At 73.8% G+C, this 23,305-nt stretch carries 21 protein-coding genes; 11 read left to right on the top strand and 10 right to left on the bottom strand.

Going from position 1 to position 23,305, the window contains the following annotated elements:
• Positions 1-119 precede the first annotated feature (119 nt).
• A complete protein-coding gene (locus ACUXPL_RS11395) occupies positions 120-659 on the top strand; it encodes a hypothetical protein (RefSeq protein ID WP_180536763.1) in 540 nt (179 codons plus the stop codon).
• 113 nt (positions 660-772) lie between these two features.
• Here ACUXPL_RS11395 and ACUXPL_RS11390 read toward each other — a convergent pair whose 3' ends face one another.
• Positions 773-1,486 carry an IclR family transcriptional regulator gene (locus ACUXPL_RS11390; protein WP_180536764.1) on the bottom strand — a complete coding sequence of 238 codons (714 nt, stop codon included), beginning with the start codon at positions 1,484-1,486 and terminating at the stop codon, positions 773-775.
• Between the two features lie 150 nt (positions 1,487-1,636).
• On the opposite strand from ACUXPL_RS11390, the gene hutU reads away from it, so the two are divergent.
• From hutU to hutH, 4 genes are all read left to right on the top strand, one after another.
• Complete coding sequence (gene hutU / locus ACUXPL_RS11385; RefSeq protein WP_454183957.1) at positions 1,637-3,334, top strand: urocanate hydratase; 1,698 nt, start codon at positions 1,637-1,639, stop codon at positions 3,332-3,334.
• Positions 3,335-3,450: 116 nt separating this feature from the next.
• Positions 3,451-4,827, top strand: coding sequence for a YjiH family protein (locus ACUXPL_RS11380; protein ID WP_454183955.1), 1,377 nt, complete (start codon positions 3,451-3,453; stop codon positions 4,825-4,827).
• A gap of 48 nt (positions 4,828-4,875) precedes the next feature.
• The gene (hutI, locus tag ACUXPL_RS11375; RefSeq protein ID WP_454183953.1) at positions 4,876-6,081 is read left to right on the top strand and encodes an imidazolonepropionase; all 1,206 of its coding nucleotides are present in this window, start codon (positions 4,876-4,878) and stop codon (positions 6,079-6,081) included.
• 29 nt (positions 6,082-6,110) lie between these two features.
• Positions 6,111-7,715, top strand: a complete 1,605-nt coding sequence (hutH, locus tag ACUXPL_RS11370; protein WP_454183951.1) for a histidine ammonia-lyase — start codon at positions 6,111-6,113, stop codon at positions 7,713-7,715.
• Positions 7,716-7,836: 121 nt separating this feature from the next.
• Here the strand turns inward: hutH and ACUXPL_RS11365 are convergent, their stop codons facing one another.
• Positions 7,837-9,147 (bottom strand): MFS transporter, encoded by a 1,311-nt coding sequence (locus tag ACUXPL_RS11365; protein WP_454183949.1) that lies wholly within the window; start codon positions 9,145-9,147, stop codon positions 7,837-7,839.
• Entirely contained in the window at positions 9,144-9,806 is a 663-nt protein-coding gene (locus tag ACUXPL_RS11360) for a flavin reductase family protein (RefSeq protein WP_134377008.1), read from the bottom strand. The genes ACUXPL_RS11365 and ACUXPL_RS11360 overlap by 4 nt, the downstream gene beginning before the upstream one ends.
• A 103-nt stretch (positions 9,807-9,909) precedes the next feature.
• Here ACUXPL_RS11360 and ACUXPL_RS11355 point away from each other — a divergent pair, with 103 nt between their 5' ends.
• Positions 9,910-10,587, top strand: a complete 678-nt coding sequence (locus ACUXPL_RS11355) for a GntR family transcriptional regulator (RefSeq protein WP_454183947.1) — start codon at positions 9,910-9,912, stop codon at positions 10,585-10,587.
• A 40-nt stretch (positions 10,588-10,627) separates the two neighbouring features.
• Here ACUXPL_RS11355 and hutG read toward each other — a convergent pair whose 3' ends face one another.
• From hutG to ACUXPL_RS11320, 7 genes are all read right to left on the bottom strand, one after another.
• A complete protein-coding gene (gene hutG, locus ACUXPL_RS11350; RefSeq protein ID WP_454183945.1) occupies positions 10,628-11,674 on the bottom strand; it encodes a formimidoylglutamase in 1,047 nt (348 codons plus the stop codon).
• Positions 11,675-11,748: 74 nt separating this feature from the next.
• On the bottom strand, positions 11,749-12,264 hold the full coding sequence (locus ACUXPL_RS11345) for a CoA-binding protein (RefSeq protein WP_044658668.1): 516 nt from the start codon (positions 12,262-12,264) through the stop codon (positions 11,749-11,751).
• 3 nt (positions 12,265-12,267) lie between these two features.
• The gene (locus tag ACUXPL_RS11340; RefSeq protein ID WP_454183943.1) at positions 12,268-13,638 is read right to left on the bottom strand and encodes an O-acetylhomoserine aminocarboxypropyltransferase/cysteine synthase family protein; all 1,371 of its coding nucleotides are present in this window, start codon (positions 13,636-13,638) and stop codon (positions 12,268-12,270) included.
• Positions 13,639-13,831: 193 nt separating this feature from the next.
• On the bottom strand, positions 13,832-14,764 hold the full coding sequence (locus ACUXPL_RS11335) for a hypothetical protein (protein ID WP_454183941.1): 933 nt from the start codon (positions 14,762-14,764) through the stop codon (positions 13,832-13,834).
• Positions 14,765-14,970: 206 nt separating this feature from the next.
• Positions 14,971-15,507, bottom strand: a complete 537-nt coding sequence (locus tag ACUXPL_RS11330) for a metallophosphoesterase family protein (RefSeq protein ID WP_454183939.1) — start codon at positions 15,505-15,507, stop codon at positions 14,971-14,973.
• Between the two features lie 8 nt (positions 15,508-15,515).
• The gene (locus ACUXPL_RS11325) at positions 15,516-16,322 is read right to left on the bottom strand and encodes a DUF1648 domain-containing protein (protein WP_454183937.1); all 807 of its coding nucleotides are present in this window, start codon (positions 16,320-16,322) and stop codon (positions 15,516-15,518) included.
• 9 nt (positions 16,323-16,331) lie between these two features.
• The gene (locus ACUXPL_RS11320) at positions 16,332-17,216 is read right to left on the bottom strand and encodes an EamA family transporter (protein WP_454183935.1); all 885 of its coding nucleotides are present in this window, start codon (positions 17,214-17,216) and stop codon (positions 16,332-16,334) included.
• A 187-nt stretch (positions 17,217-17,403) separates the two neighbouring features.
• On the opposite strand from ACUXPL_RS11320, the gene ACUXPL_RS11315 reads away from it, so the two are divergent.
• The 5 genes from ACUXPL_RS11315 to ACUXPL_RS11295 all read left to right on the top strand — a co-directional run bounded on the left by ACUXPL_RS11315 (position 17,404) and on the right by ACUXPL_RS11295 (position 23,298).
• Positions 17,404-18,792 carry an acyl-CoA dehydrogenase family protein gene (locus tag ACUXPL_RS11315; RefSeq protein ID WP_454183933.1) on the top strand — a complete coding sequence of 463 codons (1,389 nt, stop codon included), beginning with the start codon at positions 17,404-17,406 and terminating at the stop codon, positions 18,790-18,792.
• Positions 18,789-20,168 (top strand): MFS transporter, encoded by a 1,380-nt coding sequence (locus tag ACUXPL_RS11310; protein ID WP_454183931.1) that lies wholly within the window; start codon positions 18,789-18,791, stop codon positions 20,166-20,168. The genes ACUXPL_RS11315 and ACUXPL_RS11310 overlap by 4 nt, the downstream gene beginning before the upstream one ends.
• Complete coding sequence (locus tag ACUXPL_RS11305) at positions 20,165-21,544, top strand: LLM class flavin-dependent oxidoreductase (protein WP_454183929.1); 1,380 nt, start codon at positions 20,165-20,167, stop codon at positions 21,542-21,544. Before ACUXPL_RS11310 ends, ACUXPL_RS11305 begins: the two co-directional genes overlap by 4 nt.
• Positions 21,545-21,652: 108 nt before the next feature.
• Positions 21,653-22,531, top strand: a complete 879-nt coding sequence (locus ACUXPL_RS11300) for a siderophore-interacting protein (protein WP_454183927.1) — start codon at positions 21,653-21,655, stop codon at positions 22,529-22,531.
• A 50-nt stretch (positions 22,532-22,581) separates the two neighbouring features.
• The gene (locus tag ACUXPL_RS11295) at positions 22,582-23,298 is read left to right on the top strand and encodes a hypothetical protein (protein WP_454183925.1); all 717 of its coding nucleotides are present in this window, start codon (positions 22,582-22,584) and stop codon (positions 23,296-23,298) included.
• Positions 23,299-23,305: the final 7 nt, after the last annotated feature.

Here is a 23,305-nt window from a genome sequence, read left to right as displayed (position 1 = left end):
GACGGGTCACCATTACCCCCTCGGGCTGGGAAAAGCCTAAAATCACGTCAGATGTGCAACCAGACGGGCGCCCCGGCGCTCGGAACGCGCCCCGCCCGGGGCGGGACGGGAGATCAGAGATGACCATCAACGCCGACGGCAGCCACGCCGTCCAGCCCCACGCCGCGAACGCCCACACCGCCCCGGCCCGCCCCGTGCGCCACGCCGTGGTGGAGGAGGAGGTGCTCGAGCCGCTGCGCCCGGTGGACGGCTGGGGCTTCACCAACCGCGTCATCCTCGTCTCGGTGCTCGTCGTGATCATCGGCGACGTCGTGCGCGTGCTCACCGGCGGCCTGGGTGATCCGAACGGCTCCGTGGCGCTGGGCGAGACCGGCCGCGGCTGGGTCGTGCTGCTGCAGTCCCTCATGTTCGGCCTGGTGGGCGGCGCCCTGGCGGGTGCGGCCGGCTACCTGATCGTGCTGCTGATGGGCGGGTCCGCCCGCTCCGTCGTGCGCTACGTGGTCGGTGGCGTGGTCGGCGGCTTCCTCGGTGCCGTGGGCCTGTTCGCGGTGTTCTCCAACACCGTCCTCTACGGGTCGGGCGTGCACCTGTTCTGGATGCTGCCGGTGGCCGGCCTGCTCGCCGGCCTCTGGGCGGGCGTCGTCTCCTCCCGCCGCTGATCCCCGGACCGGCGCCTCGGGCGCCGGTCGCAGAGAAAGGCCCCGGTTCCGGCTCTCGCCGGGCCCGGGGCCTTCTCCGTCATCACTCGCACCTTCGATGAGGTGGCTTCAGCCTACGAACTCGCCTTGGGCTTTCCAGGGGAGTCGGCTGGGCGTTCCCTGGGAGTGTCGGCCGCCCCGAGCAGGTGCGCCAGCTCGTCGGTGGCGGCGACGAGGGCCGCCCCGCACCGGTCCGCCAGCTCGTCCGTGCAGCGGTAGGCCGGCACGAGCGTGCTGAGCGCACCCACCACCGTGCCCGCCACGCTGATGGGGGCGGACAGCGAGGTGACGTCCCTCTCCACGGAACGGGTGCGCAGCGTGTAGTCCCCCGCGGCCACGCCGCCGCGCAGGGCATCGCCCACGGCCGTGCCCGCCAGGGGGACGGTGCGTCCGACCCAGTTCGTGTGGCGGACCGAGTGCGTGCCCTCCACGATCGCCAGGTAGACGGCGGAGTCCGGAGGGGTCGTCACCGAGAGATAGACGGATTCGCCCGTGGCGGCCACGACGTGGTCCATCGGCCCGCGGGCCAGCTGCACGAGCGAGTCCCGGGAGAAGGCCCGCGCCCCGAGCTGAATGAGGCGCACGCCGGGGCGGTAGGCGCCGTCGTCGTCGCGGGCCACGAAGCCGGACCCCTCGAGGCTGCGCAGCAGGCGCAGCGCCGTGGACGCCGGCAGCTCCGTGGCGCGGGCGGCCTCGGTCAGGCTCAGCCGGGGCTGCTCGGTGACGGCGGCGAGCAGGTCCAGGGCCCGGTCCACGGTGCGCGTCGAGGCGGTGGGGGTGGTGGTCATGACAGGGAGCGTAACGGGTGCGGGACACGCGGATCAGGCTTGCGCGTGAGGGGAGTCACTGTTTCAATGATCGGAAAGTGCATGCCGAGCCGTGAAATCACCGGGGCCACCCGTCCCGGCGGCGCACGCACCCCGTCGAGAGGAACTGCCATGGCCGTGGGCTTCACCCAGCACGACCCGTCCCGCACCATCCGCGCCCCGCGCGGCACCGAGCTGTCCGCCAAGTCCTGGCAGACCGAGGCCCCGCTGCGGATGCTCATGAACAACCTGGACCCCGAGGTCGCCGAGCGTCCCGAGGACCTCGTCGTCTACGGCGGCACCGGCCGCGCGGCCCGCTCCTGGGAGGCCTACGACGCCATCGTCGCCACCCTCAAGGACCTCGACGAGGACGAGACCCTCCTGGTGCAGTCCGGCAAGCCGGTCGGCGTCGTGAAGACCAACGTGTGGGCTCCCCGCGTGCTGATCGCCAACTCCAACCTCGTGGGCGACTGGGCCGACTGGAAGACCTTCCGCGAGCTCGAGGCCGAGGGCCTGATGATGTACGGCCAGATGACCGCCGGCTCGTGGATCTACATCGCCACCCAGGGCATCCTGCAGGGCACCTACGAGACCTTCGCCGCGATCGGCCGCAAGCGCTACGACGGCTCCCTCAAGGGCACCCTGACCCTCACCGGCGGCTGCGGCGGCATGGGCGGCGCCCAGCCCCTGGCCGTCACCCTCAACGGCGGCGTCTGCCTGATCGTGGACGTCTCGGAGGACCGCCTGCGCCGCCGCATGGGCAAGCGCTACCTGGACGAGGTGGAGACGGACATCGACAAGGCCGTCGAGCGCGTCATGCAGGCCAAGCGCGACGGCGAGGCCGTCTCCGTGGGCCTCGTGGGCAACGCCGCCGAGGTGTTCCCCGAGCTGCTCGAGCGCCAGAAGGCCGGCACCGTCGAGATCGACATCGTCACCGACCAGACCTCCGCGCACGACCCGCTGTCCTACCTGCCGATCGAGATCGACGAGAAGGACTGGCACGCCGAGGCCGAGGCCGACCCGGACACCTTCACCAAGAAGGCCCAGGAGTCCATGGCCCGCCAGGTCGAGGCCATGGTCGGCTTCCAGGACATCGGCGCCGAGGTGTTCGACTACGGCAACTCCATCCGCGACGAGGCCCGCAAGGCCGGCTACTCCCGCGCGTTCGAGTTCCCGGGCTTCGTCCCGGCCTACATCCGCCCGCTGTTCTGCGAGGGCCTCGGCCCGTTCCGCTGGGCCGCGCTCTCCGGCGACCCGGAGGACATCCGCGTGACCGACCAGGCCCTGAAGGAGCTGTTCCCCGAGAACGAGCACCTGCACCGCTGGCTCGACGGCGCCGCCGAGTTCGTGGAGTTCGAGGGCCTGCCGGCCCGCATCTGCTGGCTGGGCTACGGCGAGCGCCACAAGGCCGGCCTGCTCTTCAACCAGCTCGTGGCCGAGGGCAAGGTCAAGGCGCCGATCGTGATCGGCCGCGACCACCTCGACTCCGGCTCCGTGGCCTCCCCGTACCGCGAGACCGAGTCCATGCTGGACGGCTCCGACGCGATCGCCGACTGGCCGCTGCTCAACGCGCTGACCGCCACCTCCTCCGGCGCCACCTGGGTGTCGATCCACCACGGCGGCGGCGTCGGCATCGGCCGCTCCATCCACGCCGGCCAGGTCGGCCTGGCCGACGGCACCGAGCTGGCCGCGGCCAAGCTCACCGCCCTGCTGACGAACGACCCCGCCATGGGCGTCTTCCGTCACGTCGACTCGGGCTACTCCCGGGCCGTCGAGGTCGCCGCCGAGCGCGGCGTCCGTGTGCCCATGGAGGCCACGATCCGGGACTGACCCGGTCACGTCGTCGGACGGCGACGGTGCCGCCGCGCCGTCGCCGTCCGACGGCTTCACCGCCGCGAGCCGGACGGGCGGCCGCCCGTCCGGCTCGCGATCGAAAGGACACCACGATGGACTCGTCCCGCCCCGCAGACCACGAGCTGCACACCGACACCACCGCGATGGCCGCGATCGAGGCCGACGCGCCCCGCCCGCCGGCGCGCTGGCGCATGATCGTCTACTCGGCGATCGGCATCGTCATGTTCTTCGTGCCCGTCACGATCAACGGGGCGAGCTCCATCCCGCTGGACCACCTGGTGACCTGGGTGCGCGGGCTGCTCGGCCCGGCCGACCGCTGGGTGGGCCTGGCCATCATCGCCGCCGGCGCCGTGTACCCGTTCGCCTCGGGCCGCTGGCGGACCAGCACCACCCGGACGGTCTTCGCCTTCCTCGCCGTGCTCGGCCTGGTCGCCTCGGCGATGGTCGTGTTCGGCGTGGGCCCGAGCTGGATCCTGGACAAGAGCATCGGCCCGTTCCTGATGGACAAGCTCGTGGTGCCCGTGGGCCTGATCGTCCCCATCGGCGGCGTCTTCCTGGCCCTCGTGATCGGCTACGGCCTCATGGAGTTCGTGGGCGTCTACCTGCGCCCGGCCATGCGGCCGATCTGGCGCGTGCCCGGCCGCGCCGCCGTCGACGCCGTCGCCTCCTTCGTGGGCTCCTACGCCCTGGGCCTGCTGCTGACGAACCGCATGTACACCGGCGGCCGCTACACGGCCCGCGAGGCGGCGATCATCGCCGTCGGCTTCTCCACGGTGTCCGCGACCTTCATGGTGATCGTCGCCAAGACGCTGGGCCTGATGGACATCTGGCTCTGGTACTTTCTCGGCACCCTCCTGGTGACGTTCGTGGTCACGGCCATCACCGTGCGCATCCCTCCACTGAGCCGCATCCCGGACGAGGTGTACCCCGGCGCGGTGCACTCGCCCGAGCAGGCCGTCACCCGGGACCGCTTCCGCGTGGCCCTGCGCGCCGCCGAGCAGACCCTCGCCGAGGCCCCGTCCCTGCCGAAGAACATCTGGGTCAACTTCCGGGACGGCCTCGTGATGGTGCTCCAGATCCTGCCGTCCATCATGTCCGTGGGCCTGATCGCCCTGGTCCTGGCCACGTACACGCCCGTGTTCGAGTGGATCGGCGTGATCTTCTACCCGCTGTTCTGGGCGCTCGGCTACTCCGACCCCGGCCTGCTGGCCTCGGCCTCCGCCACCTCGATCGCCGAGATGTTCATCCCGGCCACGATGGCGGCCGGTCACGAGGACCTCGTCGCCCGGTTCGTGATCGGCGTCGTCTGCGTCTCCGCGATCATCTTCTTCTCCGCGGTGGTTCCTGCCATCCTGGCCACGGACATCCCCGTGAAGATGTGGCACCTCCTGGTGATCTGGGTCGAGCGCGTGGCGCTCACCATCGTGCTGGCCACGCCGCTGGCCCACCTGGTGGCCGCGCTCACCTGAGGCCCACCCCACCGCCCCACCCCCCGTCCGTCCCGCAGAGAGGCCCCCATGCGCTCCACGCTCATTACCGACATCGCCGAGCTGACCACCGTCGACCCCGAAGGGCGGGTGCTCACGGACGCGGCCGTCGTCGTCGAGGACGAGCGCATCGCCTGGATCGGCGCCGCCGCGGACGCCCCGGACGCGGACGACCGGGTGTCCGTCGAGGGCCGCGCCGTGCTGCCCGGCTGGGTGGACTCCCACACGCACCTCGTGTTCGACGGGGACCGCTCCGCCGAGTTCGAGGCCCGCATGGCCGGTGAGTCCTACGCGGCCGGCGGCATCGGCGTGACCACCTCCGCCACCCGTGCCGCCTCGGACGACCGCCTGGCCGAGCTGGTCCGCGGCCGGGCGGCCGACGCGGTGGCCGGCGGCACCACGTACCTCGAGACCAAGACCGGCTACGGGCTCACCGTGGAGGAGGAGGCGCGCCACGCGCGCCTGCTGGCCGGGCTGCGCGAGGAGGGCCTCGTGGACGAGGTGACCTTCCTCGGCGCCCACCTCGTGCCCCCGGGCCGGGATGTGGAGGACTACCTCGACGACGTCGTCGGGCCGATGCTCGAGGCCGTGCGGGAGCACGCGGGCTGGGTGGACGTGTTCTGCGACACCGGCGCCTTCGACGCCGAGCAGACCCGCCGCGTGCTCGCCGCGGGCGTGGCGGCGGGACTGGGCGTGCGCCTGCACGGCAACCAGATCGAGCAGGGCCCGGGTGTGGGCGTGGCCGTGGAGTTCGGCGCCGCCTCCGTGGACCACGTCAACCACCTCTCCGACGCGGACGTCGAGGCCCTGGCCGGCACCTGGACCGGCTGGGACCGCGCCTCGGCCACCGGCACGCCCGGCACCGTGGCCGGCTGCCTGCCGGCGTGCGACCTGTCCACCCGCGCCCCGCTGGCGCCCGCGCGTCGCCTGCTCGACGCCGGCATCGAGGTCTCCCTGGCCTCGAACTGCAACCCGGGCACCAGCTACACCACGTCCATGAACTTCAACGTGGGCACCGCCGTGCTGCAGATGCACCTGACCCTCGCCGAGGCCGTGCGCGCCGCCACCCTCGGCGGGGCCATCGGCCTGCGGGCGCAGGACCGCGTCGGGAGCCTCGAGGTCGGCAAGCGCGCCGACCTGCACGTGCTCGACGCCCCCGCCGCCATCCACCTGGCCTACCGCCCCGGCATGCCGCTGACCCATGCGGTCTGGCGTGCCGGCCGCCGGGCCGTCTGATCGACCGACATCAAGGAGAACGCATCACCATGACCACCACCGTCACCCTCGGCACGTCCGGGGCCACCCTGGACGACGTCCTCGCCGTGGCCCGCCACGACGCCCGCGTGGTGCTCGCCGACGACGTGCTCGAGACCGTCGGCGCGGTCCGCCGCCACGTCGAGGCGCTGGCCGAGGCCGAGACGCCCACCTACGGCGTGTCCACCGGCTTCGGCGCGCTCGCGGACAAGCACATCCCGCTCGAGTCCCGCGCGCAGCTGCAGAAGTCGCTGATCCGCTCCCACGCCGCCGGCATGGGCCCCGTGGTGGAGCGCGAGGTTGTCCGCGCGCTGATGTTCCTGCGCGCCACCACGCTGGCCTCCGGCCGCACGGGCGTGCGCCCTGTGGTGGTCGAGACCTTCGTGGCCATGCTCAACGCGGGCATCACCCCGGCCGTGCGCGAGTTCGGCTCCCTGGGCTGCTCCGGCGACCTCGCCCCGCTCTCCCACGTGGCCCTCGCGCTGATGGGCGAGGGCGACGTCGTCGGGGCGGACGGTGCCCTGCGTCCGGCCGGCGAGGCGCTCGCCGAGGCCGGGATCGAGCCGGTCGAGCTGCGGGAGAAGGAGGGCCTGGCCCTCGTCAACGGCACCGAGGGCATGCTCGGCATGCTGATCATGGCGCTGGCCGACCTCGAGGAGCTCGCCGACACCGTGGACCTCACCGCCGCGATGTCCGTGGAGGCGCTGCTCGGCACCGACCGCGTGTTCGTGCCGGAGCTGCACCTGCCGCTGCGCCCCCACCCGGGCCAGGCGGCCTCCGCCGACCGGATGCTGAAGATCCTGGCGGGCTCGCCGATCGTGGCCAGCCACAAGGAGGGCGACTCCCGCGTGCAGGACGCCTACTCGCTGCGCTGCGCCCCGCAGGTGGCCGGCGGCCTGCGCGACACCCTCGCGTACGTGCGCACCGTGGCCGAGCGCGAGCTCGCCGCGACCGTGGACAACCCGGTGGTGCTCGACGACGGCCGGGTGAGCTCGAACGGCAACTTCCACGGGGCGCCCGTGGCGTACGTGCTGGACTTCCTGGCCATCCCGGTGGCCGACGTCGCCAGCATGTCCGAGCGCCGCACCGACCGCATGCTGGACCCGGCCCGCTCGCACGGGCTGCCCGCGTTCCTCGTGGACGACCCGGGCGTGGACTCCGGCATGATGATCGCCCAGTACACGCAGGCCGGGCTCGTCTCGGACATGAAGCGCCTGGCCGTGCCCGCGTCCGTCGACTCCATCCCGTCCTCCGCGATGCAGGAGGACCACGTCTCCATGGGCTGGCACGCCGCCCGCAAGCTGCGCTCGGCCGTGGAGAACTTCCGCCGCGTGCTCGCCGTCGAGCTCGTGGCCGCCGCCCGCGCGATCGAGCTGCGCGCGCCGCTGCAGCCCTCCGCCGCGACGGGTGCCGCTGTCCGCGTGATCCGCGAGGCCGGCGTCCCCGGCCCCGGCCCGGACCAGTACATGGCCCCGCAGCTGGCCGCCGCCGAGCAGGCCCTGCGCGACGGGTCCGTGCTGGCCGCCGTGGCGGAGGCGCTCGCGGGTGCGTCCGTCGACGCCGAGCCGCAGGACCTGGCCGAGGAGTCCGAGGGCGCCGAGGCTGAGGGGCACTGACGCCGCAGAGCGGTCAGAGGCCACAGAGTGGTCACGACACGCCGCGTGCGTCTGCACGAGACGGCGTGTCGTGACCACTCTGTGTGCGGAGGGGGTGGCCTGCGGGCCCGGTCGCCCCGGCTCAGGCCGCCAGGTCCACGTCCTTCGTCTCCTTCATGAACAGGCCGGTCAGCCCGGTGAGGCCGCCGACCACCATGAGGTAGATCGGGAACGCGCTGGTCCACCCCTGCGCCGTCAGCCACGTGATCAGGTACGGCGCCGTGCCGCCGAAGATCGCGGTGGCCAGCGAGAGCATGGTGGCCACGCCCTTGGCGCGCACCGCCGTGGGCAGCACCTCGGACCAGACGGCGCCGTTGACGCCGAACAGCAGCGCCACGGCCAGCAGGGCGATGGTCTGCACGAGCAGGAACGAGGCGAAGGTGCCGTCGAGCATGCCGAACAGCGGGAACGGCAGCAGCACGAAGAGCAGGCCGAAGGCGATGACCAGCGGACGGCGGCCGACCCGGTCGCCCAGCAGGCCCGCCCCGAGGATGGCGGCCAGGAAGATCACCTGGGCCAGGAGCGAGGCCGAGAGGGTGGTGGACTTGTCCATCTGATGGGCCACCTGCGCGTGCGTGGGCAGGTAGATCAGCCACGTGTAGAACATCAGGGATCCGCCCGCGGAGACCAGGAAGATCGTCAGCAGGCCGCGCCACACCGCGCCCGGCTCCCGGCGCGGGGCCTCGTCGGCGGTGGGCACCACCTGCTGCGCCGCCGTGAAGTGCTCCGACTCCGTCAGGCTCCGGCGCAGGTACAGCGCGTAGAGGCCGAGGACGCCGCCGATGCCGAACGCCACGCGCCAGCCCCAGGACGCCACCTGCTCGTGGGAGAGCAGCGTGTTGATGGCCAGGCCCACGAGCGTCGCCAGGATCGTGCCCACCACCACGGACACCCACGACGTCGCCCCGAACAGCCCGCGCCGACCCTGCGGCGCCCGCTCCACGAGGTAGGTCACGGAGGTGCCCATCTCGCCGCCATGCGCCAGGCCCTGCAGCAGGCGGGCGATGACGAGGATCACCGAGGCGAGGACGCCCACCGTGCCGTAGGTGGGGGTGAAGGCGATGATCAGGCTGCCGAGCGCGGTGATCATCATCGCCGCGAAGAGGCTGCGCTTGCGGCCCACCCGGTCCGCGTAGGCGCCGAACACGTAGCCGCCGATGGGGCGGGCGACGAAGCCCACCGCGAAGACGGCCAGGGTCGCGAGCAGCTCGGAGGTGGGATTGTCCGCGTGGAAGATCTGCGCCGCGAAGACCGGGGCGAAGATCGTGTAGACGTTCCAGTCGTACCACTCCAGCGCGTTGCCGAAGTTCACGGCCAACATGTCCTTCAGGCTCCGGGGGCGGGCCCGGGGCACGGGAGCGGGCCGGGCCGCGCCGGTGGCCGCGGTGCTCATGCCCGTCCCTCGAGGCCGGCCTGGGCATCACCGTCGGCGCCGGGCACCCGCATCTCGAAGGTCTCCCGCACCACGGTGTAGTCGAAGTAGCCCAGGCGGGCGATCGGCTGGATGCGCGGGATGTCGATGCGGCCGTCGGCGGTGATGACGTCGTCGTCGATGTGGATGGTGTCCACGTGGGCGAAGACCACGTCGATGGTGCCGACGTTCGAGTCGCCCTTGATGCGGTGCGTCGAGTGGTAGCGGCACTCGAAGCGCACGGGGGACTCGGCGACCATCGGGATGGGGTGGTTGTCCGCGTAGACCTTGGTGACGCCGTGCTCCGCGATGCGGTCCCACTCGCTCTCGCCCGGCTCCAGGGCCATGGCGGAGACGTTGACGGCCTCACGCAGGTCGTAGGTGGCCATGTTCCACACGAACCAGCCGGTCTGCTCCGCGTTGAGGACGGTGTCCTTGCGGCGTCCGTCCGGGTACTGGTTCGCGGAGAACATCACCATGGGCGGGTCGAAGGTGAGGTTCTGCCACTGGCTGTAGGGGGCGATGTTCTCCCGGCCGTCCGTGCTCACGGAGGACAGCCAGCCGATGGGCCGCGGCACGGTGGAGCTCTTGAAGGGGGAGAAGGGCAGGGGGTTGGCCTCGTGCTGCGGGCGGTACTTCATGAGTCCTCCATGTGATGCCGGTAACAGGATGTGGGCCACGCTACGCCGCATATTCCGGATATATCAAGAGGATGGGGGCAGATGACTGCCTAGGCTGGGCCCCATGAACAAGTCGGAGGAGGCCTACGCCCGCCTGACGCAGAAGATCGAGACCGGGGAGCTGCCACCGGGCGCCATCCTCAGCGAGGCGGACCTCATCGCCGCCGCCGAGACGGGGCGCACGCCCCTGCGCGAGGCCGCGCAGCGCCTCATCCGAGACCACTGGCTCCTGGCCGGTGGGGGACGTGGCCTGCAGGTGCCCCCGATCTCCGTGGACGACCAGCTGGAGAGGCTGGAGGTGCGGCGGTCGCTCGAGGCGCTGGCCGTGGGACTGGCCTGCGCGCGGGCGGACGAGGAGCAGCTGGCCGCCGTCGCGGCCCACGTGCGGCACCTGCGCACGGTGGAGGACCTGGCGGCGTACGTCGCCGCCGTCGGGCGCTCGCACGAACTCCTGCGCACGATCGCGAACAACCGCTATCTCGCCGATTCCCTGGTCCCGCTCCAGGGGTTGTGCCGCCGGTTCTGGCTCGCCACCACGAAGGGCCTGCCCGACGAGGTCGAACGCGGCCGGGCGTTCTACGTCCCGGCGCTGGAGGCGGTGACCCGGAGGGACTCGGCGGGAGCCCGGGCCGGGGTGCTGGCCTTGCACGACTTCCTGGCAGGCTCGGCGCTGGACTACGCCGCCCGACGAGCGGCCCACGGCAGCGCCGAGCCCCCGGCCCCGTGGGCGGAGGGACGCTGACGCCCGCGGCCCCCCGCGCCTGAAGGGACCCCCGGCCCGCTCAGGCCAGCAGCGACGCGTCCGTCCGGTGACGGCTGACGATCGTGTGGATCAGCCGGGCCGCGGCCTTCGCCGTGCGGCCGTCCACGTCCAGGGCGGGGTTGAGCTCCACGACGTCGGCCAGGGCCAGCTTCCCGGACTGGGTGGCCTCCAGCGCGCACGCGTGGATCACCTCGTACGGCACGCCGAAGCCGGCCGGTGCGCTCACCCCCGGGGCGACGGCGGCCGGCAGCACATCCAGGTCGATCGTCAGGTAGAGCACGTCCACGGCGTTGATGAACGAGCGCACCCAGCGGCGGACGCCGGTGACGTCGGCGGTCTGGGCCTGTTCGTCGGTCACCCACGTGACCCCGCGTTCGCGCGCGGTGTCGAACAGGACGCGGGTGTTGTTGGCCTCGCTGATGCCCACCACCGCGTAGGAGAGCTGATGCTCCGCCCCCTCGGCGTCGCGCAGCGCCTGCAGGAACGGGGTGCCGGAGCTGGGCCGCGGCGCCTCACGCAGGTCGAAGTGCGCGTCCAGGTTGAGGATGCCCACGCGGGTGCCCGCACCCACGCGCGTGGAGCCGGTCAGGCCCGTGATCGAGGCGTAGGCGGTCTCGTGCCCGCCGCCGAGCACCATGGCCAGGTCGTGGGCGTTCAGCAGCCCGCTGACCACCGTGCCCAGCTCGGCCTGGCCCGCCTCGAGCTCGCCCGGGGCGTCGTCGTCGCCGCGGTCCACGGACACGTCGCCCGCGTCCACGAGCGCGCCCGTGCCCTCGAGGTACGCGAGCGAGGCGAGCGCGCCGCGCAGCGCCTCCGGGCCGTCCTCGGCGCCCACGCGGCCGTGGTTCCGGCGCACGCCCTCGTCCGAGGCGAAGCCGATGAGCGCCGTGGACCGCGCGCCCGACGTCGGAGCGCCGGCGCCGGGGTCGCGCTGCGGCGTCGTGGGCTCGCCGCGGCCGTCGGCGGGGCGGACGACCTGGTGCCAGCGCAGGTGCTCGGGGGTGTCACCGTCGGTGCGGCCGGTCCAGGCGGGGGAGAGGGACGAGGAGGGGAGCTCGGAGGTCATGGGACCATCCCACGCCATCGACGGGCGGGTGCGCAACGACGGCCGGACGACGCCCGACACGGGGCGTCGCCCGCCTAGCGGTCCAGTTCCTGGCGCCGCGAGCTGATCACGCCGGTGACGAAGCCGGCGAGGTTGAGCCCGCCGTGGAAGCGGGCGTGCTCGATCTTCACGCAGCGGTCCATCACGATCTCCAGGCCCGCGGCCTCGGCCTGACGCGCGGCGTCCTCGTTCCAGATGCCCAGCTGCAGCCACACGGTCCGGGCGCCCACGCGGGCGGCGTCCGCCACCACCTCGGGGGCGTCGGAGGACTTGCGGAACACCTCCACGAGGTCCGGGATGACGGGCAGGTCGTCCAGCGAGGCGTACACGCGGTGGCCGAGGATCTCCTTGCCGGCCGCGGCGAGCACGGGATTCACGAAGTAGACGTCGTACGTGGTCGAGCTCAGCAGGTACGTGGCCACGAAGTACGACGCGCGGGCGGGCTTGTCCGAAGCGCCGACGATCGCGATCGACCGGGTGCGCCGCAGGATCGCCAGGCGCTCGGGGGCGCCCGGACCGGTCCAGGTGCGCTCGGGGTGGGTGGTGCTCATGGCTCAGGCCTCCTGCTCTGCGGGGACGACGGCGTCGTCGCGGGTGCGGCCGGTGGCCTCGGTCAGGGCCTGGTCAAGGTCCCAGAGGATGTCCTCGAGGTCCTCGATGCCCACCGAGATGCGGATCAGGTCCGCCGGGATGCCCGCGGCCACGAGCTGCTCGGCGGTGAGCTGCTGATGGGTCGTCGTGGCGGGGTGCAGCACCAGCGTCTTCGCGTCGCCGATGTTGGCCAGGTGGGAGGCCAGCTGCAGCGCGGAGATGAAGCGCGACGCCGTCGCGCGCCCGGCCTCCGGACCGGAGGCGCCGTCGTCGGTGTCCGTGGCTGCCGGGGCCACGCCGAAGCTGAACACCGAGCCGACGCCCCGGGGCAACAGCTGCTGCGCGCGGGCGTGGTGCGGATGGTCGGGCAGCCCCGCGTAGCGGACCCAGGAGACGCGCGGGTCCTCGTCCAGCCAGGTGGCGACGGCGCGGGCGTTGGCGAGGTGGGCGTCCATGCGCGGGGCCAGCGTCTCGACGCCGAGCAGCAGCTGGAACGCCGACTGCGGGGCCAGCGACGGGCCGAAGTCGCGCAGCTGCTCCGAGCGGAGCTTGGTGAGGAAGCCGTACTCGCCGAAGTTGCCCCACCAGGAGACGCCGCCGTACGAGGGCACGGGCTCGGTCATGGACGGGAATTTGCCGTTGTCCCACGGGAAGCGGCCGGACTCCACCACGACGCCGCCGAGTGTGGTGCCCTGCCCGCCGAGGAACTTCGTGGCCGAATGGATGACGATGTCCGCGCCGTGCTCGATCGGCCGGATCAGGTAGGGCGGGGTGAGGGTCGCGTCCACGACGAGCGGCACGCCGTGCCGGTGGGCGACGTCGGCCAGGCCCGGCAGGTCCACGACGTCACCGGAGGGGTTGGCGACGATCTCCGTGTAGACGGCCTTCGTGTTGGGCTGGAGGGCGGCCTCGAAGTCCGCGGCCTCGGCGGAGTCCACGAACGTGGTCTCGACGCCGAACCGGCGCAGGGAGACGTCCAGCTGGGTGATCGTGCCGCCGTAGAGCTTCGAGGACGCCACGATGTGGTCGCCGGCCCCGGCGAGGGCCGCGAAGGTGACGAACTCGGCGGCCATGCCGGACGCCGTCGCGACGGCCCCGATCCCGCCCTCGAGCGTGGCGACCCGCTCCTCGAACGCGGCGACCGTGGGGTTGCCGATCCGCGAGTAGATGTTGCCGTACTTCTGCAGCGCGAAGAGGTTGGCGGCGTCCTCGGCGGACTCGAACACGAAGGAGCTGGTCTGGTGGATCGGCACCGCACGGGAGCCGTGGACGGCGTCCGGGACGGCGCCCGCGTGCAGCGCCTGGGTGCGGAAGCCGAACTCGTGGTCAGCCACGGGGGTCCTTTCGATGGAGGCTTCGGGACAGTCCGACCCATTGTCCCGGGCGAGGTGCGCCGGGGGCAGGGTGGGCACGTCGCAGAGCGTCACGCGGCGCAGGCCGGTGGCATGCAACGCGGGTTGAGTTATCACCGGTTACGCGGGCCTGGACCCGTGACAACTCAACCCGCGTTGGCCGGGCGGGGGCGGATCAGCGCGTGCGGGCGAGCCGACGCCGGACCAGCCCCACGATCCGCCCGAACCCAGCGCGCTGGTCCTCCCAGGTGCAGCGCAGGGTCGTCCATCCCCGCTCGAGGCAGTACGCGTCCCGACGGGCGTCCCTCGCCTGCTGCTGAGCCGTGCGGTGGCCGGCGCCGTCGTACTGGAGGGCCAGGCGCGCCGCCCGGTACCCGAGGTCCACGACGGGCGAGGCCGGGTCGGCCGGCTCGACGGCGACCTGCAGCTCCGGCTCCGGCAGCCCGGCCCGGATCAGCGCGAGCCGGAGGAAGGTCTCGGGCGGGGAGTCGGCCCCGACGCGCACCTCCGCCAGCGCGGCACGTGCGAGACGGACACCCGGCCGGCCACGGCAGCGGGCGAGCACCTCCGACAGCTCGGACACGGTGGCCACGGGATCCGCCCGGCCCGTCGGCGTCCACGGCGGACGCACCAGGTGGTCGCCGGCCGCGATGACCCAGTCCACCTCGTGGGGGCGGAGCATCCCGGTGAGGTCGAACCAGGTGCGCGCAGCCGTCGTGACGCGCTGGCCGCCGGGAAGCTCGAGCACGTGGTCGGAGGGCAGCCGCATCCGGTGGCTGACGACGCCGCCCAGGTCGGTCCGGTGCGTGCGCGCGGAACGGTCGAAGGTCAGGTGCAGTCCGGCCGGCGGCGCGAGGCGGGGCGGCAGCGGCAGTCCGTGCCAGAGGGCGGCAGAGACGTGGGAGACCACCCCGCCCGTGAGGCGGACCAGCGCGGCCGCGCCGTCCGGGGAGCACGGGTCGGGGGCGCCCGCGGTGTGCACGCCGCGGCAGATCCGGGCGAGGTCTGCCGCGAGGGTCCGGCGCCACGGCAGGTCGGCGGCGTGCAGCTCGGCCGTCGTGAAGGCGCCCGCGGCGAGGGCGGGCGGCAGGGGCGTGCGCGCGGTCATGGGGCGAGCCTGCCGCCCCCGGACCCTGCGACGAGCCGAACCGATGCGCCCTGGGGAGGGCCGCCGTCGTCGTGGTGGCTGTGCAGGAGCGGCCGGCCCGCCGTTCACGGTGGCACCGGCGCGACGCGGGTTGAGTTATCACGGGTGCAAGCCGCCTGGACCCGCGATAACTCAACCCGCGTTGCGGGGAGCGGCCGGCCCGTCGGTCACGGCGTGCGGTCCACGGGCACCAGCTCCACGTCCTCGAGCCGCCCGCCCCGCACCACGGCCCGCATGAGGGTGCACACCGGCTGCCGCCGCCGGTCCGTGCACGAGCCGGGGTTGAGCAGCCGCAGTCCCGGGTTCGCGGTGTCCGGCCCGGCCACGGTGTCCCACGGGATGTGGCTGTGCCCGAAGACCAGCACGTCCGCGTCCGGGAACGCCGCGGCCATGCGGCGCTCGCGGCCGGCCGCCGGGCCCGTCTCGTGGACCATCGCGATCCGCACCCCGCCGATCTCCACGCGCGCCACCTCGGGCAGCCGCGCCCGCAGCCGAGGCCCGTCGTTGTTGCCCCACACGTCCACCAGCCGGGCGGCCTGCGCGTCGAGGTCGTCGAGCACGTCCTCGGCCACCCAGTCCCCGGCGTGGAGCACGACGTCGGCCCGCGCCACCTCGGCCCGCACCTGCGCGGGCAGGGCGCGGGCGCGCCGCGGGATGTGGGTGTCGGCGATCAGGAGCAGGCGGGCGGCGACGTCGTCGGGCACGGTCCGCCTCACCGAGCCGCGTACGCGCCGAGCCAGATCGCCAGCGGCAGGCCGACGATGAACACGGCCACGAATCCGCGCACCAGCCACCGGCCTGCCGGGGTGGCGAGGTTGACCGTCACGCCCGCGCCGTAGCCGGGGCGCTTGGCGGGAAAGACGGCCGGGTCGTCGGGGTCGCGCTTGAGCCCCAGGGGCGTCCACACCTCGTCCTCGGCGAGCTCCGCGGCCGTGGGTCGGTACCCGAGCTCCGCCGCGACGCGGTCCGACCAGCGCGCCCACCGCTGCGTTCCAGCCCGCAGTGCCGGGAAGACACCCACCATGAGAACGGTCAGCGTGAGGGGCAGGAGCCACCACGGCATCGTCCACGCCCCGGCGGCGAGCACCTCTACTGTCGACGGGGCCAGCGCCAGGACCATGAGCACGCACAGCCAGCCGATGCCCTCCTGGACCCCGCGGTGCACCCCCGTCTGGCGCACGCGCCGCCACGGTGACAGCCCCGGATCCGTGGGGGTGAGGGCGGTGACCATCGCGGAGACCAGGGCCAGGAACCCCGTCATGCCGAGGCCGATCAGCGGCCCCGTCGCCACCGTGCCGAACGAGGTGTCCTCCCACGCATCCGGCCGCCCGTCGATCCCCCAGTGCGTGGGCACCCGCGCCGGCAGGCCCGGCAGGGCGACGAGTGCCCACCCCAGCAGTGCCAGGCACAGGGCGGCCGCGAGCAGGAACGGCAGCCACGGACGCAGCCGGCCACGGCGCAGGGCGGCGCGCTCGGCGGCGGGGACGTCGTCGGGGGTGGGATGGGGCGGGTGGGTCATCGACCCAGGCTAACTTCGGCCCCCGCCCGCCACACCCGGTGACCGGCCCGTCCAGACGGCGGCCGCGCACGCCGCGATCACCAGCAGCATCCCTGCCAGGTCCAGCGGGGTGAGCTCCTGCCCGCGCACGGCCCAGGCCGTCAACGCCGCCGCGATCGGAGAGAGGCACGTCAGCAGGGAGAACAGGGCGGTCGGCATGCGGCGCAGCACCTGCAGGTCGATCCCGTACGGCACCGCCGTGGACAGCAGCGCCACGGCCAGTCCCACGCCCAGCACCACGGGAGAGAGCAGGGCCGCCCCCGCCGTCGCGACGCCGACCGGCAGCGCCACGAGGGACCCGGCCGCCGTCGCCAGGGCCAGCCCCTGCACCCCCGGCAGATGGGTCCCCGCACGCCGCGAGAGCAGGATGTACCCCGCCCAGCACGCCGCCGCGGCCAGCGCGAGCGCCACCCCCACCGGGTCCAGCCCCGCCCCGCCGATCCCACCGTCCGCGCTGAACCCCTCCCGGCCGAGCACCCCGATCCCGGCGAGCGCGAGGGCCGCCCACGCCGCCGACCGCCATGACGGCCGCGCCGCCACGGACAGCGCCAGCGGCCCGAGCACCTCGAACGTCACGGCCACGCCCTGCGGGATCCGCGCGAACGCCTCGTAGATGGCCAGGTTCATGCCGGTCATGGCCGCCCCCAGCCCGACGACGGCGGCCCACCCCCGGGTGCCCAGTCCGGCGAGGGCGGCGCGGCTGGGCCGGGTGACGAGCAGCAGCACGGCCGCGGAGAACACCACGCGCAGGGCGACCATGGCGGACGCGCCGACGTCGTCGAACAGCAGGCCCGCCACGGACGCACCGAGCTGCTGGCTCAGCAGCGAGAGCAGGACGAGCAGGACGAGACGCACGGGCTCAGCCTAGGGGCGCGCCGCGCCACCCCGGGCCCGGCCGGAGCCTTCCTCGCGCCCGGCCCGCCGAATGTGACCGCGGCCGGCACACCGCCCCGGCGCCGCTCCTAGCGTGGGACGCCACGTGCCCCACGCCCCGCGGCATCGTGCCCGGCGGGGTGCCCGCCTCCGGACCCAGGAGATCGACATGCCACTCACCGACCCGACGGACGCGTCCGCGCCGCCCGCCGCCGCGCCCACCCCGCTCGGCACCGTCCCGCCGCTCGTGCGCCCCGCGGACCTGCCCCGCGACCTGACCGGCCTGCGCCGCCACTTCGCCCCGGTGTTCGCGCGGATCGCCGAAGGCTCCCGCGAGCGCGACCGCCGCCGGATCCTCCCGTTCGAGGAGGTCCGCGCGCTCAACGAGGCCGGCTTCGCCACGCTGCGGGTCCCCGCGGAGGCCGGTGGGCCCGGTGTGGACGTGCGGACCGCCGTGGCCCTGCTGATCGACCTCGCGGAGGCGGACGCGAACGTCGCGCACCTCTACCGCTCGCACCTGGGCTTCCTCGACTCGCTCCGCTTCCAGCCCGCGGCCGTCCGCGAGCGCTGGCACGCCCGCATCCTGGCCGGCGCCACGGTCGGCAACGCGTCCACCGAGAAGGGCGGCAACGCGCTGGGCACGCTCAACACGGTCCTCACCCCGGCGCCTGCGGGCGACGACCCGTGGACCCTGACCGGGACCAAGTTCTACGCCACCGGCTCGATCTTCTCCTCGCACACGCGCGTGTCCGCCGCCCAGACCGACGCGGACGGGCGTCCGGCCCCGGGCCGGCGTTTCGCCGTCGTGCCGGTGGAGGCCCCGGGCGTGCGGCTGGACGACGACTGGGACGGGTTCGGCCAGCGCCTGACCGGCACGGGCACCGCGGTGTTCGACGGCGTCGCCGTGCCGCCGCAGGACGTGCTCGACCGGGTGCCCGGCAGCGCCGAGGCCGTCTACGAGGCGGCGTGGTTCCAGCTCATCCTCCTCGCCGTCCTCGCCGGGATCGCCCGGGCCGCCCGCCGGGACGCCGCCGACGCCGTGGCCGCCCGCGTGCGCACCTTCAACACGGGCCTGGGCCTGCCGTTCCGGGAGGACCCGCTGATCCAGGAGGCCGTCGGACGGATCGCGGCCAAGGCGTTCACGGCCGAGGCCGCGGTGCTCTCGGCGGCGGACGCCCTGGACGCGGCGCTCGCGGACCACGACGCCGGCCGCACCGGCTCCGGCGCCCCCGAGGAGGTGCCCGCCTCCTTCACGTGGGCCGAGCTCGCGGTGGAGCACGCCCAGGTGACCGTCCCGGAGCTGGCCCTCGGCGCCGCCCAGGAGCTGTTCCTCACCGGCGGGGCCTCTGCCACGAGCACCGCCAAGGGCCTGGACCGGCACTGGCGCAACGCGCAGACCGTGGCCACGCACAACCCCATCGCGTTCCGCGCCCGGGCGATCGGTGACTACTGGATCAACGGCACCGTGCCCGAGGGCCTCAACGCGATCGGTGACGCCCCGGCCGCCTCGGCGCCCCTCGGCGCCGACGCCTCCGCCCCCGGGGAGGCCGCCCGATGAGCACCCTGCGCACCCACCGTCGCCGGGCTGCGCTCGGCTCGTTCATCGGCACCACCATCGAGTGGTACGACTTCTACCTCTACGGCCTGGCCGCCGCGCTCGTGTTCAACGTGCAGTTCTTCCCCGGCCAGACCGCGTTCGGGGCGACCCTCGCCTCGTTCGCCACGCTCGCCGTCGGCGTCGTGCTGCGCCCGCTGGGCGGGATCGTGGCCGGCCACTTCGGGGACCGTGTGGGCCGCAAGGCCCTGCTGGTCATCTCGCTGCTGCTGATGGGCGGCGCCTCGATGCTCATCGGCGTCCTGCCCACGTTCGCCCAGGCGGGCTGGTGGGCGGTGGCCGGACTCGTGCTGCTGCGCTGCCTGCAGGGCGTCTCGGCCGGCATGGAGTGGGGCGGGGCCGCCCTGATGTCGGTGGAGCACGCCCCCGCGGGCCGACGCGGCCTGTTCGGCTCGTTCACGCAGGTCGGCTCCTCGGCCGGCATGCTCCTGGCCACCGGCGTGTTCTCCCTGGTCAAGCTCGTCACCACCGACGAGCAGTTCGCCGCGTTCGGCTGGCGCCTGCCGTTCCTCGCCTCGGGCCTGCTCGTGGTGGTGGGCCTGGCCATCCGCCTCGGCGTGGAGGACTCGGCGGAGTTCCGCGTGCACCGGGACGCGGGGACCGTCAGCCGCGCGCCCGTCGTCGAGCTGCTGCGCCATCACGCCCGCCCCGTGCTCGTGACCGCGGGCCTGCGTCTCGGTCAGAACGGCCTCTACTACCTCGTCACCGCGTACCTGGTGAGCTACCTCGTGCTCCGCGGCGCCGACGACGGCGTCCTCGTCTCCGCCATCATGGTCGCCTCGGCCATCGGGCTGCTGAGCACCCCCTTCTGGGGCGCGGTCTCGGATCGCGTGGGCCGCGCCCGGGTGTCCCGGGTCGGGTACGCGCTCACGGCGGTGTCGGGCTGGGTGCTGTTCGCCGTCGTGGATGCCGGTGCGCTGGCGGTGCTGCCGCTCGTCGTCGTGCTGGTGATCAACGTGGCCCACGACAGCGTCTACGGCCCGCAGGCCGCGTGGTTCGCCGAGCAGTTCCCGGTGCGCGTGCGGTACTCGGGCGTGAACCTGGGCTATCAGCTCGGCACGGTGGTGGGCGGCGGGTTCGCCCCGTTCATCGCGGCGCTGCTGTACGAGGCCGGCGGCCACACGCCGTGGCTGATCGCCGCGTACTTGACGCTGCTGGCCACGCTCTCGCTGATCGCCTCGCGCTTCGCCCGTGACCCCGTGGCCCGCCCCGAGACGGACCTCGTGGCCGACGACGCCGCCATCCTGGCCGCACAGGCGGACGGGCCGGCCGCCGTCGTGCCGGCCGACCGTGCCCCCGTGACCCTGGAGACCCGATGACCGCGACCCCCACCCCCGCCCCCGCCCCGTTCATCCTCAGCGCGTTCGACATGGTGACGCCCGTGCACCAGTCGCCCGGGCTGTGGCGGCACCCCGAGTCCCGTGCCCACGAGTTCGACCGGCTGTCCTTCTGGACGGACCTGGCCCGCACCGTGGAGGAGGGCGGGTTCACCGCCGTGTTCCTCGCGGACATCCTCGGGCTGTACGACGTGCACGGCGGCGGCGTGGACGCCACGGTGCGCGGCGGCGTGCAGTGGCCGCTGCTGGACCCGTTCACGGTGGTCTCGGCGATGGCCGCCGTCACCGAGCGGGTGGGCTTCGGCGTCACCGCGTCCGTCACCTACGAGCAGCCCTACCTGCTGGCGCGCACGCTGACCTCGCTGGACCACTTCACGGACGGGCGCATCGCGTGGAACGTGGTGACCGGCTACCAGGACTCGGCCGCGCGCAACCTCGGCCTGGACCGGCAGCCCGGCCACGACGAGCGCTACGACCGCGCCGACGCCTACCTCGACGCCATGTACCGCCAGTTCGAGGGGTCCGTGGAGCGGGACGCCGTCGTGGCGGACCACGAGTCCGGGGTGTTCGCCGACCCGGCGAAGGTGCACCCGATCGGCGTGGACGGCCCGCACGTGCGCCTGCCCGGCGTCGCGCTCGCGCACCCCGGACCGCAGGGCACCCCGTTCCTGTTCCAGGCCGGCGCGTCCTCGCGGGGGCGACGGTTCGCGCTCGAGCACGCGGAGGCGGTCTTCTACATCGGCCCGACGACGGCGCACGTGCGGCGGTTCGTCGAGCAGACCCGCGAGGGCCTGCGGGAGGCCGGCCGCCCCGAGGACGCGATCCGCGTGCTGGCGATGGTGACCGTCGTCGTCGCGGACACGGACGAGGAGGCGCAGGCGCGGCTGGCCTCGTACCACGAGCACGTGGACGTGGAGTCCGCGCTCGCGCTGTTCGGCGGCTGGACGGGGGTGGACCTGTCCGGCCTGGACCCGGACGCCGAGCTGGAGCACGTGGAGAGCGAGGCCTCGCGGACGGCGCTGGCCGCGTTCACCACCCAGTCGCCGGACCGGCGCTGGACGGTGCGCGAGGTGGCCGAGTTCGTGAGCGTGGGCGGGCGGGGGCCGGTGATCGTGGGGTCCCCGGCCACCGTGGCCGACGAGCTCGAGCGCTGGCACCGCGAGACCGGCGTGGACGGCTTCAACATCTCCGCGGCCGTGCGCCCGACGGACCTCGAGCGGTTCGCCCGGCTCGTGAGCCCCGAGCTGCGGCGGCGCGGCCTGCTGCGTGAGCCCGAGGCCGGGCGGACCCTGCGCGAGAACGTGGCCGGCGCGGGACCGCTGCTGCCCGAGGACCACCGGGGAGCCCGATTCCGCTGACCCCGAGGCCGCGGAAAACATCACGCTGACGTGCGCTAATCCGCCTCGTCATGGGAGAGTGGGGGACGCGCGCCCGCGCAGACCCCGCCCCGACCCCAGGAGGCCCGCATGGCCCGGCCCCAGACCGTCCTCACCGTGCTGGCCGCCCGCCGGCTCACCCCGCACCTCGTGCGCCTGACCCTCGGCGGCGAGCAGTTCGACGCCGTCCACGCCCGCTGGGCGGAGAAGGGCGCCACGGACCAGTACGTGAAGCTGCTCTTCGCCGACCCCGCGCTCGGCCTCGAACCCCCGTACGACCTGGACGCCCTCCGCGAGCGTCTCGCCCCGGAGCAGCTGCCGGTCCGCCGCACCTACACGGTGCGCCGCATGGACGCGGCCGCCCGCACCATGGACGTCGACTTCGTGGTCCACGGCGCGGACGACGACGGCGCTGCCCCCGGGCACGACGGCGGCCTGGCCGCGGCGTGGGCGGCCTCCGAGCCCGTGGGGCAGCAGGTCGCGTTCCTGGGCCCCGGCGGCGCCTACCGACCCGACCCCACCGCCGACTGGCACCTGCTCGCCGGCGACGAGTCCGCGCTGCCGGCGATCGCCGCCGCCCTCGAGGACCTCGCCGCCACGGACGCCGCGGCGGCCGGTCTCGCGTTGATCGAGGTGACCGACGCCCGCGACGAGGTGCCCCTGACCGCGCCGGCCGGCGTCGAGGTGCGCTGGCTGCACCGCGGCGGCCCCTTCACCCCGGAGACGACGAGGTTCGCCGCCGCCGTCGAGGACGCGGCGTGGCGGGACGGACGGGTGCACGCGTTCGTGCACGGCGAGCGGGAGCAGGTCAAGCGCGTCCGGGCGTACCTCACGGATGTGCGTGGTGTGGACCGGCGGCAGCTGTCGGTGAGCGCGTACTGGGCCTACGGCCGCGCCGAGGACGTGTTCCAGGCGGAGAAGCAGACCCCGGCGGGGCAGATCTTCGAGGACGGCACCACCGGCGGCTGACCCGCACAGGATCGGCACAGCCGCGGCTGTGCTGCGCCTCCGACCCGACGTTGGACGAGAGCTGGCCCGAGATCCGCCAGAAGGTCGTGGACGCCGAGAGCCTGCGCCTGAGGATGGAGGGCACCGCCGCCGACACGGAGGAGGAGAAGGAGGACGCGTCGGCCTCGGCGTCGCCCTCCGCCTCCCTGGGCGCGGACGCCATCCAGTCCGCGAACATGGACCTCGCCGGCGCCACCGACGACTCCCACCTCAAGGGCACCATGAACGTGGACATGGGGGCGGCCACCATGGACATCGAGGTTCTGCGCCGGGACGCCGACGTGTTCTTCAAGCTCAAGGCCGACGGTGACGACCTGCCCCAGGAGATGGGCATGTTCTCCACCCTCGTGGGCGACCGCTGGATCAAGACGAACGCCGATCAGGCCGCGCAGATGGACATCTCACTGGAGGAGATCATGTCCGACCTCGAGGAGGACATGCCCGCCGCGGACGCCTTCGACGGCAAGGACCTGAAGCCCGAGGAGGTGGAGCTCGAGGGCAAGAAGTACCTCAAGTACGCGCTGCCCGAGGAGCACCACGAGTTCGGTCGGACGATGCTGATCGACCCGGAGAGCACGACCCTTTACCGCCTCGAGGACGTGAACTCGGAGGACGAGGACGTGGACGCGAACGCCACCTTCACCGAGTGGAACGCGGTCGAGGCGCCCGAGGCCCCCGCCAAGGAGGACGTCTTCGACCTGGCCGAGCTGCAGGAGCTGGCCGGCTGACCCGCTG

It is taken from the genome of Micrococcus sp. 140720015-1, assembly GCF_053627595.1.
Note: the sequence above shows the minus strand (reverse complement) of the source record. Positions and strands in the feature narration are given on the sequence as shown.

What these genes read in the sequence shown, in the direction of transcription:
- ACUXPL_RS11355 (WP_454183947.1), top strand. Translation starts at nt 9,910, where the DNA reads ATGAACAAGTCGGAGGAGGCCTACGCCCGCCTGACGCAGAAGATCGAG.
- ACUXPL_RS11390 (WP_180536764.1), bottom strand. Translation starts at nt 1,486, where the DNA reads ATGACCACCACCCCCACCGCCTCGACGCGCACCGTGGACCGGGCCCTG.
- hutG (WP_454183945.1), bottom strand. Translation starts at nt 11,674, where the DNA reads ATGACCTCCGAGCTCCCCTCCTCGTCCCTCTCCCCCGCCTGGACCGGC.
- hutI (WP_454183953.1), top strand. Translation starts at nt 4,876, where the DNA reads ATGCGCTCCACGCTCATTACCGACATCGCCGAGCTGACCACCGTCGAC.
- ACUXPL_RS11345 (WP_044658668.1), bottom strand. Translation starts at nt 12,264, where the DNA reads ATGAGCACCACCCACCCCGAGCGCACCTGGACCGGTCCGGGCGCCCCC.
- ACUXPL_RS11310 (WP_454183931.1), top strand. Translation starts at nt 18,789, where the DNA reads ATGAGCACCCTGCGCACCCACCGTCGCCGGGCTGCGCTCGGCTCGTTC.
- ACUXPL_RS11315 (WP_454183933.1), top strand. Translation starts at nt 17,404, where the DNA reads ATGCCACTCACCGACCCGACGGACGCGTCCGCGCCGCCCGCCGCCGCG.
- hutU (WP_454183957.1), top strand. Translation starts at nt 1,637, where the DNA reads ATGGCCGTGGGCTTCACCCAGCACGACCCGTCCCGCACCATCCGCGCC.
- ACUXPL_RS11335 (WP_454183941.1), bottom strand. Translation starts at nt 14,764, where the DNA reads ATGACCGCGCGCACGCCCCTGCCGCCCGCCCTCGCCGCGGGCGCCTTC.
- ACUXPL_RS11365 (WP_454183949.1), bottom strand. Translation starts at nt 9,147, where the DNA reads ATGAGCACCGCGGCCACCGGCGCGGCCCGGCCCGCTCCCGTGCCCCGG.
- ACUXPL_RS11325 (WP_454183937.1), bottom strand. Translation starts at nt 16,322, where the DNA reads ATGACCCACCCGCCCCATCCCACCCCCGACGACGTCCCCGCCGCCGAG.
- ACUXPL_RS11395 (WP_180536763.1), top strand. Translation starts at nt 120, where the DNA reads ATGACCATCAACGCCGACGGCAGCCACGCCGTCCAGCCCCACGCCGCG.
- ACUXPL_RS11305 (WP_454183929.1), top strand. Translation starts at nt 20,165, where the DNA reads ATGACCGCGACCCCCACCCCCGCCCCCGCCCCGTTCATCCTCAGCGCG.
- ACUXPL_RS11380 (WP_454183955.1), top strand. Translation starts at nt 3,451, where the DNA reads ATGGACTCGTCCCGCCCCGCAGACCACGAGCTGCACACCGACACCACC.
- ACUXPL_RS11360 (WP_134377008.1), bottom strand. Translation starts at nt 9,806, where the DNA reads ATGAAGTACCGCCCGCAGCACGAGGCCAACCCCCTGCCCTTCTCCCCC.
- hutH (WP_454183951.1), top strand. Translation starts at nt 6,111, where the DNA reads ATGACCACCACCGTCACCCTCGGCACGTCCGGGGCCACCCTGGACGAC.
- ACUXPL_RS11300 (WP_454183927.1), top strand. Translation starts at nt 21,653, where the DNA reads ATGGCCCGGCCCCAGACCGTCCTCACCGTGCTGGCCGCCCGCCGGCTC.